At 37.0% G+C, this 14,490-nt stretch carries 14 protein-coding genes; 1 reads left to right on the top strand and 13 read right to left on the bottom strand.

The window, feature by feature from the left end; all coding sequences use genetic code 11:
- Positions 1-2: 2 nt before the first annotated feature.
- The 12 genes from I6F66_RS05735 to rfaH all read right to left on the bottom strand — a co-directional run bounded on the left by I6F66_RS05735 (position 3) and on the right by rfaH (position 12,306).
- Positions 3-1,247 (bottom strand): O-antigen translocase, encoded by a 1,245-nt coding sequence (locus I6F66_RS05735; RefSeq protein WP_197208898.1) that lies wholly within the window; start codon positions 1,245-1,247, stop codon positions 3-5.
- Positions 1,244-1,813 carry a DapH/DapD/GlmU-related protein gene (locus I6F66_RS05740; RefSeq protein WP_197208899.1) on the bottom strand — a complete coding sequence of 190 codons (570 nt, stop codon included), beginning with the start codon at positions 1,811-1,813 and terminating at the stop codon, positions 1,244-1,246. The genes I6F66_RS05735 and I6F66_RS05740 overlap by 4 nt, the downstream gene beginning before the upstream one ends.
- A complete protein-coding gene (locus I6F66_RS05745) occupies positions 1,810-2,913 on the bottom strand; it encodes a DegT/DnrJ/EryC1/StrS aminotransferase family protein (protein WP_197208900.1) in 1,104 nt (367 codons plus the stop codon). The genes I6F66_RS05740 and I6F66_RS05745 overlap by 4 nt, the downstream gene beginning before the upstream one ends.
- A 1-nt stretch (position 2,914) precedes the next feature.
- Entirely contained in the window at positions 2,915-3,376 is a 462-nt protein-coding gene (locus I6F66_RS05750; protein WP_197208901.1) for an acyltransferase, read from the bottom strand.
- 5 nt (positions 3,377-3,381) lie between these two features.
- Positions 3,382-3,777: an FdtA/QdtA family cupin domain-containing protein gene (locus I6F66_RS05755; RefSeq protein WP_197208902.1), complete on the bottom strand. Its 396-nt coding sequence runs from the start codon at positions 3,775-3,777 to the stop codon at positions 3,382-3,384.
- Between the two features lie 2 nt (positions 3,778-3,779).
- Complete coding sequence (gene rfbA, locus I6F66_RS05760) at positions 3,780-4,655, bottom strand: glucose-1-phosphate thymidylyltransferase RfbA (RefSeq protein ID WP_197208903.1); 876 nt, start codon at positions 4,653-4,655, stop codon at positions 3,780-3,782.
- Position 4,656: 1 nt separating this feature from the next.
- Positions 4,657-5,745 carry a dTDP-glucose 4,6-dehydratase gene (rfbB, locus tag I6F66_RS05765; protein WP_197208904.1) on the bottom strand — a complete coding sequence of 363 codons (1,089 nt, stop codon included), beginning with the start codon at positions 5,743-5,745 and terminating at the stop codon, positions 4,657-4,659.
- Between the two features lie 28 nt (positions 5,746-5,773).
- The gene (locus I6F66_RS05770) at positions 5,774-6,784 is read right to left on the bottom strand and encodes an exopolysaccharide biosynthesis polyprenyl glycosylphosphotransferase (RefSeq protein WP_197208947.1); all 1,011 of its coding nucleotides are present in this window, start codon (positions 6,782-6,784) and stop codon (positions 5,774-5,776) included.
- A 20-nt stretch (positions 6,785-6,804) separates the two neighbouring features.
- The gene (locus tag I6F66_RS05775) at positions 6,805-9,054 is read right to left on the bottom strand and encodes a polysaccharide biosynthesis tyrosine autokinase (RefSeq protein ID WP_197208905.1); all 2,250 of its coding nucleotides are present in this window, start codon (positions 9,052-9,054) and stop codon (positions 6,805-6,807) included.
- Between the two features lie 15 nt (positions 9,055-9,069).
- The gene (locus I6F66_RS05780) at positions 9,070-9,504 is read right to left on the bottom strand and encodes a low molecular weight protein-tyrosine-phosphatase (protein WP_007582278.1); all 435 of its coding nucleotides are present in this window, start codon (positions 9,502-9,504) and stop codon (positions 9,070-9,072) included.
- A gap of 14 nt (positions 9,505-9,518) precedes the next feature.
- On the bottom strand, positions 9,519-10,631 hold the full coding sequence (locus I6F66_RS05785) for a polysaccharide export protein (RefSeq protein ID WP_197208906.1): 1,113 nt from the start codon (positions 10,629-10,631) through the stop codon (positions 9,519-9,521).
- A gap of 1,189 nt (positions 10,632-11,820) precedes the next feature.
- The gene (gene rfaH, locus I6F66_RS05790; RefSeq protein ID WP_197208948.1) at positions 11,821-12,306 is read right to left on the bottom strand and encodes a transcription/translation regulatory transformer protein RfaH; all 486 of its coding nucleotides are present in this window, start codon (positions 12,304-12,306) and stop codon (positions 11,821-11,823) included.
- 415 nt (positions 12,307-12,721) lie between these two features.
- Here rfaH and I6F66_RS05795 point away from each other — a divergent pair, with 415 nt between their 5' ends.
- Positions 12,722-14,092 (top strand): MBL fold metallo-hydrolase RNA specificity domain-containing protein, encoded by a 1,371-nt coding sequence (locus I6F66_RS05795; RefSeq protein ID WP_197208907.1) that lies wholly within the window; start codon positions 12,722-12,724, stop codon positions 14,090-14,092.
- A gap of 22 nt (positions 14,093-14,114) precedes the next feature.
- Here the strand turns inward: I6F66_RS05795 and I6F66_RS05800 are convergent, their stop codons facing one another.
- Entirely contained in the window at positions 14,115-14,291 is a 177-nt protein-coding gene (locus tag I6F66_RS05800) for a hypothetical protein (RefSeq protein ID WP_197208908.1), read from the bottom strand.
- Between the last annotated feature and the right edge of the window lie 199 nt (positions 14,292-14,490).

Raw genomic sequence — 14,490 nt, forward strand, 5'->3', positions numbered from 1 at the left:
ATTTATTTAACCTTAAATTTATACAATAAAAACATAGTAATAAAGTGAAATGTTACATTGATACTATAAGCATAAATAGCTCCAACCAATCCAAATTTATTTATTAAAAATGATGATAAAAAACACCAACTAAATGCAAATATCACTTCGGTCATAACCGTATATTTGACCATACCTTTTGCTACCAACACATAACCAAATAACCAACCACAAACTTTTATTGAATTTCCAACCAATTGCCAAAAAAACAAATCTCTCATAGCACTAAATTCTGATGAATACAAAAGCATAATAATAAGATCTCTAAGTAGGTACATTATGAGTGAAATTGTAATTGTAATTGGTACTATTATTTTTAAAGCAGCTATTAGCTCTTGATGGATTAATTTTTTATCTTGAAGTTGAGAAAGTGTAGGAAGTAAGTAAGTTGCTAGAGATGTCGTAATTAAAGAAACTGAGATTTGAGATAGTACCCACATTGCTTGCCAGTTGCCTGCTAAAGTAGCTGAGAGGTTCTCAATTAAATAATTTCTAATGTAAATAGTAGAACCATTAGATGCCATTATTGATGCAAAAGTTATTAATGCAAAACCGAATAACTTTTTATATTGCACAAGCTCGGACTTATGAAAAAAATAATCAACTTTAAACCATGATTTTTTTTTAATTGCAGCAATAGTAATAAAAAAAACAATAGATTGGTTTGTTACATAAGCAATTAAGGCTCCTTGTAGGCCAAAATTATAACTAAGCAAACAAACTAATATCAAAGATACAATACTCAAAGTGATATTTAAAAGTATGTAAGATTTAATTTCTTTTTGTCCATTTAAAACAGCCAACAAAAAAGAGTTTAAAATGAAAAAAGGTAAGCTGACTGAGAAAACTCTAAGTACATAGGAATATTCTTCAGTATGTAAAAAATAGCTAGCTATTTGATTTGAGAAAAAGAAGAAAATAGAAAAAACAATAATATTCAGGCATAAAATAACCTTTAAGGCGCTTGACCATAATCTATACTTTTCTTGATAATTATCTTGGTATTCAGCTGTATATTTGGTTGTAGCGGTTTTTAAAAAGTCGCCTGTGACCAACATAGTAATATTAATAATATTCTGCAGTTGCCCTATTACAGCCAAACCAGCAGGGCCAGCAAAAATAGCCACCATTTTTGTTATAATAATACCGCTGATAATTCTAAAAATTGTAGATATGCCCGAAAGCATTGAAGTTTTTAGTAAATTCATAAACTTTTTATAACTTTAGCTGGTATGCCTGCAGCTATAACATTTGCAGGGATAGAGCTTGATACTATTGAACCATTAGCAATAACAGAGTTTTTACCAATAGTAATACCTTTTAGTATTGTTACATTGTTACCAACAAATACATTATCTTCGATATTTATATCACCTCTTATAATATTACCGCCTCCAAATCTATTGGCAGGACTTAAATCGTGAAAATCCGAATCTAGAATTTGTAAACTTGAACCAAATAAACAATTTTCTCCAATTTTTATTTTGCAACCGTCTGAAATAATACAAGCTCCATTATTTATATATGTATTATCACCTATTACTATTTCACTTGATGCTTTTCTTACATCAAGATAAATATAATGAGTAAAAAAACAGGGAGACCTTTCAACACCAAAATGAACACTTTTGGATATGTGAATACTTCCAATTCCTTTTGTTAAAACCGGTTGGATCACTATTGCTTTAATTTTATGTTCAGAAATAAAATTATAAAAAGCAATTCTTAATTTTTTAAAAAAAAGAAGTAATAATTTAACAATTAACTTTTTCAAAGCATAAAACCATTAATCACACTAACAACTTTAGCCATATCACGTTCACAAAATACAGGCCCAATAGGGAGTGAAATAACTTGTTCATGGATTAACTCTGTTTCTGGTAAACAAAGTTCATTATAGCCAGAATATGCTTTTTGTTTATGAGGTGGTAACGGGTAATGTATTAAAGTTTGAACACCATTTTTCAATAAATATTCTGAAAATAGTAAACGATGCGATGTTTTAACTACAAATAAATGCCACACATGTGACTCTATTGCATTAACCTCTGGGAGGGTTATTAAAGGATTTTTAATATTACTCAAATAATAAGCAGCAACTTTTTGGCGGTTTTTAGTTTCTATATCTAAATAATTTAATTTTACCCGTAACATTGCTGCTTGTATTTCATCTAATCGACTATTCACACCTTGATACAGGTTTTCATACTTTTTGTGGGAGCCATAGTTTCGCAAAGCTTTAAGGGTACTGGCTAATTCATCGTCATTAGTGGTAATTGCTCCCGCATCTCCTAAGGCTCCTAAATTTTTACCCGGATAAAAACTAAATCCGGCTGCATGTCCCCAAGAACCACATTTTTTATTATTAATTTTAGCACCATGCGACTGAGCACAATCCTCCAAAACAAGTAAATTATAGTCTTCTGAAATGGCCATTAGTTCAGGCATTGGTGATATCAAGCCATATAAATGCACAGGTAAAATTGCTTTGGTTTTAGATGTTATCGCTGCTTTAGTTTTTACCGGACATAAATTATAAGTAGCTACGTCAGGCTCAACCAATACAGGTGTTAAGCGATTTTCTGTAATAGCCAAAATACTAGCGATATAGGTATTGGCAGGTACGATAACCTCATCGCCTTCCTTTAGCTTCCCAAGCTCTTTCCATGCTCTCAAAGTTAATGTGAGCGCATCTAATCCATTGGCAACACCTATGGCATATTTTGTACCACAATAGCTAGCAAACTCTGCCTCAAAAGCTTCCAATTCATTACCCATAATATACCAACCAGAGTCTATCACTCGTGAGCAAGCATTTTTCAATTCTTGTTGGTATTGCGCATTAATTTTTTTTAAATCAAGAAACGGGATCATTCTAATTCTCTATATACTTTATAATTTTTGCAGGATTTCCGACAACAACCGCATTATCAGGAACATTTTTGGTTACAACAGCACCCGCACCGATCATACAATTTTCACCTAATGTGATTCCTGGTAAGATCGTCGCATTAGCACCTATCGAAACTCCTTTCTTTATTAATGTTTTTGCAAAGCTATCTGGATATTTTTGTGAGCGAGGATTTTTATCATTTGTGAATGCTACACATGGTCCTATAAAAACGCTATCTTCGATTATAATGCCGTCCCAGATATAAACCCCAGATTTAACAGTTACATTTGATCCAATAACTACGTCATTTTCAATCAAGGTATGAGCGCAAATATTACAATTACTTCCAATTTTTGCTTTTTCTAAAATAACAGAAAACTGCCAAACCCTTGTACCTTGGCCAATCTCATTACTTTGTACATCACTCAAGGGATGAATAAACATATGCGCTAAACCTTTATTAAAAATTCATCATATTTACGAATGTAATCCGACTCGTCGTAGTGGTCACTTGCTAAGACCAATAAAACACAATCATCGCTGAAGTCATGCATTTCATGCCATACCATAGCGTCAATTAATACACCTTTTGTCGCAGAGTCTAACAATACACTTTCTTGAGTTAAGCCGTTATCGAGAAGCATACGACACTTACCCTTTATACATACTGCAACTTGCTTTAATTGCTTGTGCGCATGAAACCCTCGAGACACATCTTTTTGGGTATTAAAAATGTAATATACCCGCTTAATGTCAAAAGGGACGGTATCGTTACCTTCTAACACAACTAACCCGCCACGCTCGTCACCTAAAGAAGGTAGATTTATTAATCTTACTAAGCTCATGCCTAACCCTTAACTATTGCTATTAAGTACTGACCATAACTATTTTTTATAAATGGCTGGGCTAAATTTATAACCTGCTGTTTTGTTAACCAACCATTGTTAAATGCTATTTCCTCTAAGCATGCAATCTTATAGCCTTGTCGCTTTTCAATAGTTTCAACAAATTGTGCCGCCTCAAGTAAACTTTCATGGGTACCAGTATCTAACCACGCAAAACCACGACCAAGCATTTCTACATTTAACTTACGCTCTTTTAAATACATCTCATTAAGGCATGTTATTTCAAGCTCGCCACGGTGCGAAGGTTCAACCTGTTTAGCCATTTTTACAACAGAGTTGTCATAAAAGTATAAGCCTGTCACAGCAAAATTTGATTTAGGCTTGTTTGGTTTTTCTTCAATAGAAATTGCTTTTTGATTTTCATCAAATTCAACAACACCAAATCTCTCAGGATCTTTTACTTGATAACCAAATACAGTAGCACCTTGGCCATTTTTAGCATTTTCTACTGCATGCTTTAGTTTTGGCGTAAATCCTTGGCCATAAAAAACATTATCACCAAGTACTAAACAAACGTCGTCAGAGCCAATAAACTCTTCACCTAAAATAAATGCTTGAGCCAGTCCATCTGGGCTTGGCTGAATTGTGTAGCTAATCTCAATACCAAACTGTGACCCATCACCTAATAATCGTTTAAATGAACCAGAATCTTCCGCTGTAGTAATAATAAGAACTTCACGAATACCAGCTAGCATCAAAACTGAGAGCGGATAAAAAATCATAGGCTTATCGTAAATAGGGAGCAACTGCTTAGATACACCCATAGTAATGGGATAAAGGCGTGTACCGGAGCCTCCGGCAAGGATAATTCCTTTCATGTTACTTTCCTTTAGCTGACATATTTATTTCGCCCAGACGCTCACGCTGATATGAACCATCTTGTACGTTTTGACACCACGTTTGATTATCTAAATACCATTGAACGGTTTTACGTAGACCTGTTTCAAAGGTTTCAACCGGTGTCCAGTTTAGCTCTGCACTCATTTTTGATGAATCAATAGCATAACGTCTATCGTGACCAGGGCGATCTGCAACGTACGTTATCTGTTCTGAGTACGGGGAATCCTTAGGCACTAATATATCTAGGATACTGCAAATACTTTTAACAACTTCAATGTTTTGTTTTTCGTTATGGCCACCAATATTATAGGTTTCACCAATTTTACCTTCAGTTACTACCTTATATAAAGCTCGAGCATGGTCTTCTACATATAACCAATCTCTAATCTGATCACCTTTTCCATAAATCGGTAGTTTTTTACCTTCAAGGGCATTTAAAATAACTAATGGGATAAGCTTTTCAGGAAAGTGGTAAGGCCCATAATTATTTGAGCAGTTGGTGATAATAGTAGGAAAACCATAAGTTCTTAACCAAGCTCTAACCAAGTGATCTGAACTGGCTTTACTTGCAGAATATGGGCTACTTGGTGCATATGACGTTTGCTCAGTAAACAGAGGTAACTTTCCTTCTTGCTCATCCGGATGTGGTAAATCACCATACACTTCATCAGTAGATATATGATGAAACCTAAAAGCGAGCTTTGCGCTATCTTCGAGTGTATTCCAGTACTCGCGAGCAGCCTCTAATAAGTTATAAGTACCTACAATATTAGTTTGAATAAATTCAGCGGGGCCAGTAATTGAGCGATCAACATGACTCTCAGCTGCTAAGTGCATTACGGCATCAGGCTTGTGTATTGAGAAGACACGATCAAGCTCTAAGCGGTCACAAATATCGACTTGTTCAAATGTATAACGTTCATTTTGCGCTACTAATTTTAGTGACTCTAGATTACCCGCATAGGTAAGTTTATCAATATTTACAACTTCGTCTTTTGTAGTATTTATAATATGACGCACAACAGCTGTTCCAATAAAACCAGCACCGCCTGTTACTAAAATTTTCATATATCCTGCTATATTTCTATCAACTAAATTAGCGACCCATACCAAACAAGACTGTCTTTACAGTTAGTAATAATATTTTGACATCTAACATTGATGAGTGATGCTTTATGTAATGTATATCGTATTTATGTTTCCAAACAGCGTCTTCAACTGATGCGCCATAAGGATATCTTACTTGCGCTAAACCGGTTACTCCAGGCTTAACTGCGTGCCTAAAACGATAATAAGGTATCTCTTTTTCTAAATCTTTAATAAATACTTCACGCTCAGGTCTTGGGCCGACTATCGACATGGTCCCCTGTAACACATTAATAAGTTGAGGAATTTCGTCTATACGAGTTTTTCGTATAAATTTACCAACCTTAGTGACACGCGCGTCATTTTTTGAAGCCCATTGCGCACCATCTTTTTCTGCATCATTACGCATTGATCTAAATTTATAAACTTTAAACTCTTTATTATATTGCCCGGTACGCTTTTGTTTAAACAAAATAGGACCAGGGCTCTCGAATTTAATCAGTAAAGCAGCAAAAGATGAAAAAGGAAGGGTAATAATTAAAAGTAAAATAGCACTAAATATATCAATAAAACGTTTTGTTACTTGTGTACGCTTATTCGATAATATTGAAAATGCCTTTTGGTGTAAAAAATAACTACTATGTAGTAAACGTACTTCTGTGTACTTTAATCTATTATCTAGGTAACTAACCAAAGGCTCTACCCATGCTCCGCACTCTGTAGCATTAACTAAAAACTTACGTTGTACTTTAGTTAAGTGAGCACTTTGATAATGGCATATAACCTTTTTTGTAAAGTCAGTAATTTCATAATCATTTATGACTATATTAAAAGAATAGTCATCTGTTATTGTGCCTATTACATCTGCACATTCTATAGGGCAGAACACATAAATAGTATTTTTTTTAAGAGCTTCTGATTTAGATTTAAAGCTATCCGTAATAAAAATAGGTTCTAATTCATCTAAATTACTAGCAGGTGACTGAGCTATACGCTTTTCAGAACCAGCCTCAAAGTTCATTACTTTATCTTTCATCTGAATTACTTATCTGATTTATATTCATAATTATAATATCCATAATAGCCATACGCATTACTGGCTTTTTTAATAACGCCATTAAATACAACACCTTTTACGTCTATCCCGTTTTGTTCAAAACGATTACGAGTAAGTTCTATTTCACGCACATGGTTTTGCCCAAAGCGCGTTACAAGTAATGTAGTGCCTGTATGCGCACTTACAATTGCAGGGTCAGTTACTGCAAGTATTGGAGGTGTATCTATAATTATTATGTCGTAAGCAGCGCTTACTTCTTCAACTAATTTGCTAAAGTTACTATGCATTAATAACTCTGAAGGGTTTGGCGGTATTTGTCCGCGCGTAATAACACTTAAGCCTTCAACTTTGGTTGGTTTAATAACTTGTTCTAGGTTTAAGCGGCCAGATAGGTAATCACTTAAGCCATCATCCCACTTTAAACCAAACTGTGTTTGTAAGTAGCCTTTACGCATATCGGCATCAATAATAAGTACTTTTTTACCGCTTTGCGCAAGTACCGATGCTAAGTTAACCGATATAAACGATTTACCTACGCTTGGGCTTGGGCCCGATATAGCAATAATGTTATTTTTAGCCTCCATCATCGCAAAGTGTAAACTAGTACGTAAGCTACGTAGAGCCTCTATTGCTAGGTCAGCTGGGTTATCGAGCGCGAGTATACTTTTAGGCTTATTCGTTTTATTTTTGCGAGCTCGCTCGGCAAAGCCACTTAGCTTATCTTGATAATCTGAGTGCGGTACACTTGCGTATACAGGTAAGCCTAGCGCTTCAATTTCTGCAGGGTCTTCAACGCCTTTATGCATTGCTTTTTGGATAATCACAACAGTCAGCGCTAACATGCCGCCTAGCATGGTGGCCATTACCACTATTAATGCTTTTTTAGGCTTTACTGGCTTGCTGGTATTTACCTCGGCGTAGTCAATAATACGTACATTACCTACGGTACCAGCACGTACTATATCAAGCTCTTGTGTTTTACTAAGCAGTAACGTGTAAATTTGGTTACTTACCTCAACATCGCGTTTTAAGCGTAATAGCTCTTGTTGAGTTTCTGGTAGGTTACCTACCTCACCAACAAGCTCTTGTTTTTGGCTTTCAACCGCTTCTATTTGCTCAAGCATACCTTGATATGTTGGATGGTCTTTTTTAAACTTACGGCCAATATCTAAGCGTTTTAGGTTTAGCTCTTGTAACTTGGTTTCAAGCTTCACAACTTGTTCAAGCACGCCTTGGGTCTCAAGTGTTATGTTTATTGATTGGCGTTTTATTTGATAATCGTTAAAACGTTGCTCTGCGTATTCAAGTTGTTTTTTAATCTCAGGTAATTGTACTTTTAAAAACTCAAGCGACTTTTGCGCCTCAGCACTATTACGCTCAACATTGCGGCGTACATAAATTGCTGCAACTTTATTTAATACTTGCTCTGCATAACTTGGGTTAGTACTTTCTAGCTTTAAATTTATTATACCTGTGTCTTTACCTTTTTCGCTTGCGCCAATTGCAGTTTGAAGATCTAAAATAGTATTAAGGCGATCTCTACGGCTAATAGTAAACTCAGTACCAGGGCGTGCCTTTAAAGTGCGAACTGTCAAATTAAACTTACCGTTAGTGAGCTCCTCGCCCACTTTACCCGATAATATTTGCTCGCCGTCACCATTAAAAAGTATCAGGCTATTATTAGCTTTCGCTACCAGAGTAAAACTTTGATTAATTGCCAAGTGTGGTACGTCAAACCTAAATACATTTATGCTCTCACCGCCCCATGCGTAGCTATTAGCACCAAAGCTTGGCTCAGCTAAATCACCATTTTCCATCGGGGTAAACTTACGATAAGCACGTTTACCAATGTAGGGGTACAATTTAGGTTCAGCTACTATATCAAGACTCAGCGAATCAACTGCCTCACCTATTATACTACGAGACTTTAATAGCTCTATTTCGGTTACTGCAGCCGATGTACTTTCGAACATCCCTGCCATATCGTCAAAACCAGGGACTGATGCGCCACCGTCTTCAACTTGTATCATGGCTGTTGCTTGGTAAACAGGGGGACTTAATACTGCATAAATAACACCTACAAACATAAACAGCGCAGTTACGGCTACTATAAAATATTTGCGATCAAGCAATGCGCCTAATAGCGCCATTAAATCAATTTCTTGCGTTGGTTGTGTGTTATTAGTGCTTTTATTATTAGCGCTATTTGAGCTGTTATTCGGCTGGGTATTCATTAAATTAGCCATTCCTTATAAATACTTTTGCCAAGCGCTACATGCGCTGTCGATTAATGTATAAACGTGTTCAAAAGCCTCTTGGCTTTGGCGGTACGGGTCTGGTATTTCGGCGTTATTAATCCATTTACCGAGTAAAAAGGTTTTACCGCGCGCCTCGGGGTAGCGAGCATGTACGTCGTTTAAATGGCGTTCTTCCATTACGAGTATTACGCTGTTTTGCGCTACTAAGCTTGATGTAAGCTGCTGGCCTTGGTGAGCATCCATATTAACGCCATGTGCGAGTGCTATTTGTTTTGCTTTCGCATCTGCTGGTTTGCCTTCAAGTGCTGTTAACCCAGCAGACGATACTTTAATATTTTTGCCTTCAAGCTTTTGCTTTAAAACATACTCACCTGTTGGGCTACGGCAAATATTACCTGCACACACTACTAAAACTGAATCAAACATGCTGCTAGTAACCTTTAATTATTAATGTCATTTAAGTTATCAACTGTAGAAACCGACGGTAATAATAAGCTAATTACACGGTTCCAACGGGCAAGTGGTGCCGATGTTACATATACAATATCGCGCGGTTGTAGTTCAAACTGCTCAGCTAGTACCATTGCCGCTATATTTTTAGCGTGTAATTGGTATACGTTTGCAATAACACCGGTTTGCTCTAGGTCACTTTTACGCAGTACAAATACGCCATTAGCGTCGGCTGTTGCTTCGTTTAAGCCGCCCGAGTCGCTTAGCGCTTCGGCTAAGTTTAAACCATAACGGTTAAGCGTTACTGAGCCTGCTTTTTTAACATCACCTAATACAAATATTTTTTGTGCATCGTTACGATTTACGTGCACTATGTCGCCATGTTGTAACAAGCGGTTTTGCGAAATGTCGCCATGGGCATAAAAGTCATCAAGTTTTATAACTTCTGTTTTGTTGCCACGAGTAAATGTTACTGTGCGCCAATCGGCTGCATCAGTTAAGCCGCCCGCTTGGTTTAGGGCATCAATTAAGGTAAGTGGAATTTCGGTTACTGGGTATACACCTGGCTTGTTAACTTCACCGGTAACGTAGGTTTTTTGGCTTCTAAAGCCAACTACTTTTACGTCTACTTGTGGGTCTTCTATTACTCGGCTTAGGCGTTTAACAAGCTCGTTGCGTACTTGGCTTATTGTTTTACCTGCTGCGGGTATATTTGGTGCGTAGGCGTAAGTAATGGTGCCGTCTCGTTGTACTCTAAAGCCGTCAAATTCTGCGGTACGTTGTACTGCTGCAGGTATTGTTAGCTCTGGGTGATCCCATACGCCTATTGTTAGTACGTCGCCAACACCTAGTTTGTATTCGTAATTACTTACGTTTAAACCATCGGTGCTTGAAATTGGTTTAGCTGCTATACGCGCTTGATTTTGTTTATTTATTAGTAGCGAGTCGATTATTTGAATGTTTACTTTTTCGAGATCTTGTTCGAGGTTTTGTGTTTGCTCGCCTGAGTCTATACCTTCAAAGTGGCTGCCTGGTACTATTGTACAGCCTGTCATGCTTAGTATTGCGAGTATTGATGCGAGTGATTTACAGCTTAACGCCATTGTAGAATCCCAAAATTATTTTAATATTGCACTTACTCACCAACCTTGGTGAGCACTTGTATTTTAGCCGACTAATTAAAGCATGTGCACTATTGTGAAGCAATAGCCTTTGCTTTGTAAAAGCTTTGTTACTAAGTTTTTAATTAGCACTGAAATTATATCAGTATTTTCATAAGGTCTTTATGAATAAATTTAATTGATAGCCGTTTTCAGTAAAACACTTAACGCATTAATCACCAATTGTACAAAGAGAAGTGAATGAGAAGCCATTTAAACAAGTACTTTATGGCTGTTTACTTCTCTAAAGCTCAGTGTGCTCGACATCTTCAGATTAACCACTTAAAGCTTCATCGCACAAAGAGGAGCGAATGAGAAGCCATTTAAACAAGTACTTTAGGCTGTTTACTTCTCTAAAGCTCAGTGTGCTCGACATCTTCAGATTAACCACTTAAAGCTTTATTGCACAAAGAGAAGCAAAAGAGGAGTAAATGAGAAAACATAAAACATAAAACATAAAACATAGTAATTATTTATTTTTACTTCTCTAAAGCGAAGCGCCCTCTTAACCTCTTTGTGAATAAATCACTTAAGATCTTATTGCACAAAGAGAAGCGAATGAGGAGTAAATGAGAAGCCATTTAAACAAGTACTTTAGGCTGCTTACTTCTCTAAAGCGCAGCGCCCTCTTAACCTCTTTGTGAATAAATCACTTAAGATCTTATTGCACAAAGAGAAGCGAATGAGGAGTAAATGAGAAGCCATTTAAACAAGTACTTTAGGCTGCTTACTTCTCTAAAGCGCAGCGCCCTCTTAACCTCTTTGTGAATAAATCACTTAAGATCTTATTGCACAAAGAGAAGCGAATGAGGAGTAAATGAGAAGCCATTTAAACAAGTACTTTATAGCTGCTTACTTCTCTAAAGCGCAGCGCCCTCTTAACCTCTTTGTGAATAACCCTTATTACGAGCTTTGCTTGTCACGCCAGCAAGCTGTGCGTCTTGTATCTCTCATTGATAAATGATTAGCTATCATTTATCACATCGAAGTCAGTGAGCTTGCCTGTGCGTCTACAAGTGAACTTAGCCATGTAGCTTTAAGTGCTCTAGGCACGCTTCCGCCCTTAGGTTACAGTTCCTAGTTACTGATATAAAGCTATTTACGCGGCATAAAGCCGCTGCTACGTTTTTAGTTATTGTTGTTTAATATCTTTATTATCTACACTTACTTCAATTTTTTGATTAAGTAAGTTAATTAGTAGAATGCTGCGCAAGTCGCCATCAGGCTCTTTGTATATTGCTTGTATATTACTGAATGAATTGTTATTCACACTTACTACATCACCTGTTTTTGGTATTTGTGATTCAGTGGTGTGTGAACGTTCATTTTTTAGCTGGTCAATTATGTGCTTAGAAACCAACTGATAATTTGCTCCATAAGAAACAAAACCGCCTATTCCACGGGTGTTTTTTACTGCAGAAAAATTACCATTTTTTGATTCAATGCATACAAATAAATAATTAGGGAATAAAGCAGTATGTTTGACGGTCCGACGACCATTAACCAACCTCTCGGTAGTTAATTTGGGGTAAAACGCTTCAATCCCTTGATTTTGCAAGTTAGTTTTGGCTCGTTCTTCTTGCTTAGGTTTGCATACGACTAAATACCAACATTCCATAGTAGCCCTTAATACATAACTAAATTGCAAAAAATACAATTCCAAACTAAACAGCGGCGACATTATAGCCAACATAAAGCCCCTATGTAAATAAGCCTTAGTGGTTAATAGCCACTCACTTTAATAAATATTGTTATTGAGTTTAAAGGGAGTAAAGGCTTTAACGCTAGTTTAGTACCTATAAAGCCATGTTTAGATTGGGCTAAACAAGAGTTTAGCTGCGAAAATTTATTAAGAAATTTAATTAATATTTTTTAAATAAATATACAAGTAAGAGCACGAAGTAAATTCGCACCTACAGGTGATATGTTGAAGGTGAGGTTATTAATTTAGCTCAAGCGTTAGAACCTTGAATAATTATGGCTTTACTTCTACCTTAAAATTCAATGTAACAAATTGATGACAAGGAAGCACAATGCAAATACTTCACCACGGAGCGGTAAACGGCGTTACTGGTTCGTGTCACGAGCTAGTAGTTAACGAGCAAACAAGTGTGCTTATTGATTGCGGATTATTTCAAGGCGAAGACTCTAAAGCCGACCTTTCAATTGAGTTTAATATTACCCATGTTACTGCCCTTATTGTTACCCATTGCCATATTGACCATGTTGGTCGAATTCCTTACTTATTAGCAGCCGGTTTTAAGGGCCCTATTTTTACAAGTATTGCATCGGCCAGTTTATTACCTTTAGTAATAGAAGATGCTTTAAAAGTGGGTGTAACCCGCGACTCTAAAATTATAGCTGCCTGCTTAAGCTTATTAAATAAGCGCATAGTTGCTGTTGATTATAAAACGTGGTTTGAACTACCTTGCAAAGAGCCCGATAAGGCTAAGGCGAGATTTCAGCGTGCTGGGCATATATTAGGTTCTGCTTACGTAGAAATAGATATTACAAATAACGATAACAAACATCGTGTTGTATTTTCGGGAGACTTAGGCGCGCCCTATACCCCACTACTCCCTTCGCCTAAGCCGCCCTATAAAGCCGATACTCTAGTTATTGAATCAACCTACGGTGATAAAAATCACCAAGGCCGTAAAGAGCGTACAAAAACACTAAAAAACATTATTGAACGCGCCGTAACCGACAATGGCGTTGTTTTAGTACCTGCTTTTAGTATTGGCCGCACACAAGAGCTGCTATATGAGCTTGAGCAACTCATACATAGCTCATCTAAAAAGTCTAAGTGGCGAGACATTCACGTAATACTCGACTCCCCCATGGCAGCCAATTTTACTGAGCAATACAAAAAGTTTAAGCACCTATGGGACAGCGAAGCTAAACGCAAAGTTGCAAACAGTAGGCACCCGCTCGATTTTAAAAACCTAACTACGGTTGATTCACACAAAGAGCACATGGCTATTATTAACTATTTAAGTTCGCGGCAAAAACCAGCCATAATATTAGCAGCAAGCGGTATGTGCACAGGTGGCCGAATAGTTAATTATTTAGAGCGATTTTTAAATGATAAAACCACTGATGTATTATTTGTAGGCTACCAAGGGCGAGGCACACTAGGGCGCGATATTCAAAAATATGGCCCACGTAATGGGTATGTTTTTATAAATGATGCTCGCATTACTATAAACGCAAAAGTACATACAATTAGCGGGTACAGCGCCCATGCCGATCAAAACGGATTAATTAAGTTTGTAACGGGTATGCATAAAAAGCCAAGCTATATAAAAATTGTGCATGGCGATGATGATGCAAAAAACGCGTTAGCCGCAAAGTACAAAGAGGTTTTAGGTAATGATGTTGAAGTTGAGATAGGTAGATCGTAGGCGTGAAGCTTATTATCGCAATTTAATAAATACGTAAAAGCTGCGCTTTTAGTGCGCCAGCAAGCAAGACGCCTACATGGGCACATACACAAAGGATAAAAATACACGTAGGCGTGAAGCTTGTTATCGCAATTTGATGAATACGTAAAAGCTGCGCTTTTAGTGCGCCAGCAAGCAAGGCGCCTACGGTTACATACACCGAGGGTAAAATCCTCGTAGGCGTGAAGCTTGCTCACGCAATTTGATAAATACGTAAAAGCTGCGCTTTTAGTGCGCCAGCAAGCAAGGCTCCTACAAGGTCACATACACCGAGGGTAAAAATCCTCGTAGGCGTGAAGCTTGCTCACGCAAATTAATAAATGCGTAAAAGCTGCGCTTTTAATGCGCCAGCAAGCAAG

This window comes from Pseudoalteromonas sp. NZS100_1, assembly GCF_015864285.1.
GTDB classification, from domain to species: domain Bacteria; phylum Pseudomonadota; class Gammaproteobacteria; order Enterobacterales; family Alteromonadaceae; genus Pseudoalteromonas; species Pseudoalteromonas arctica.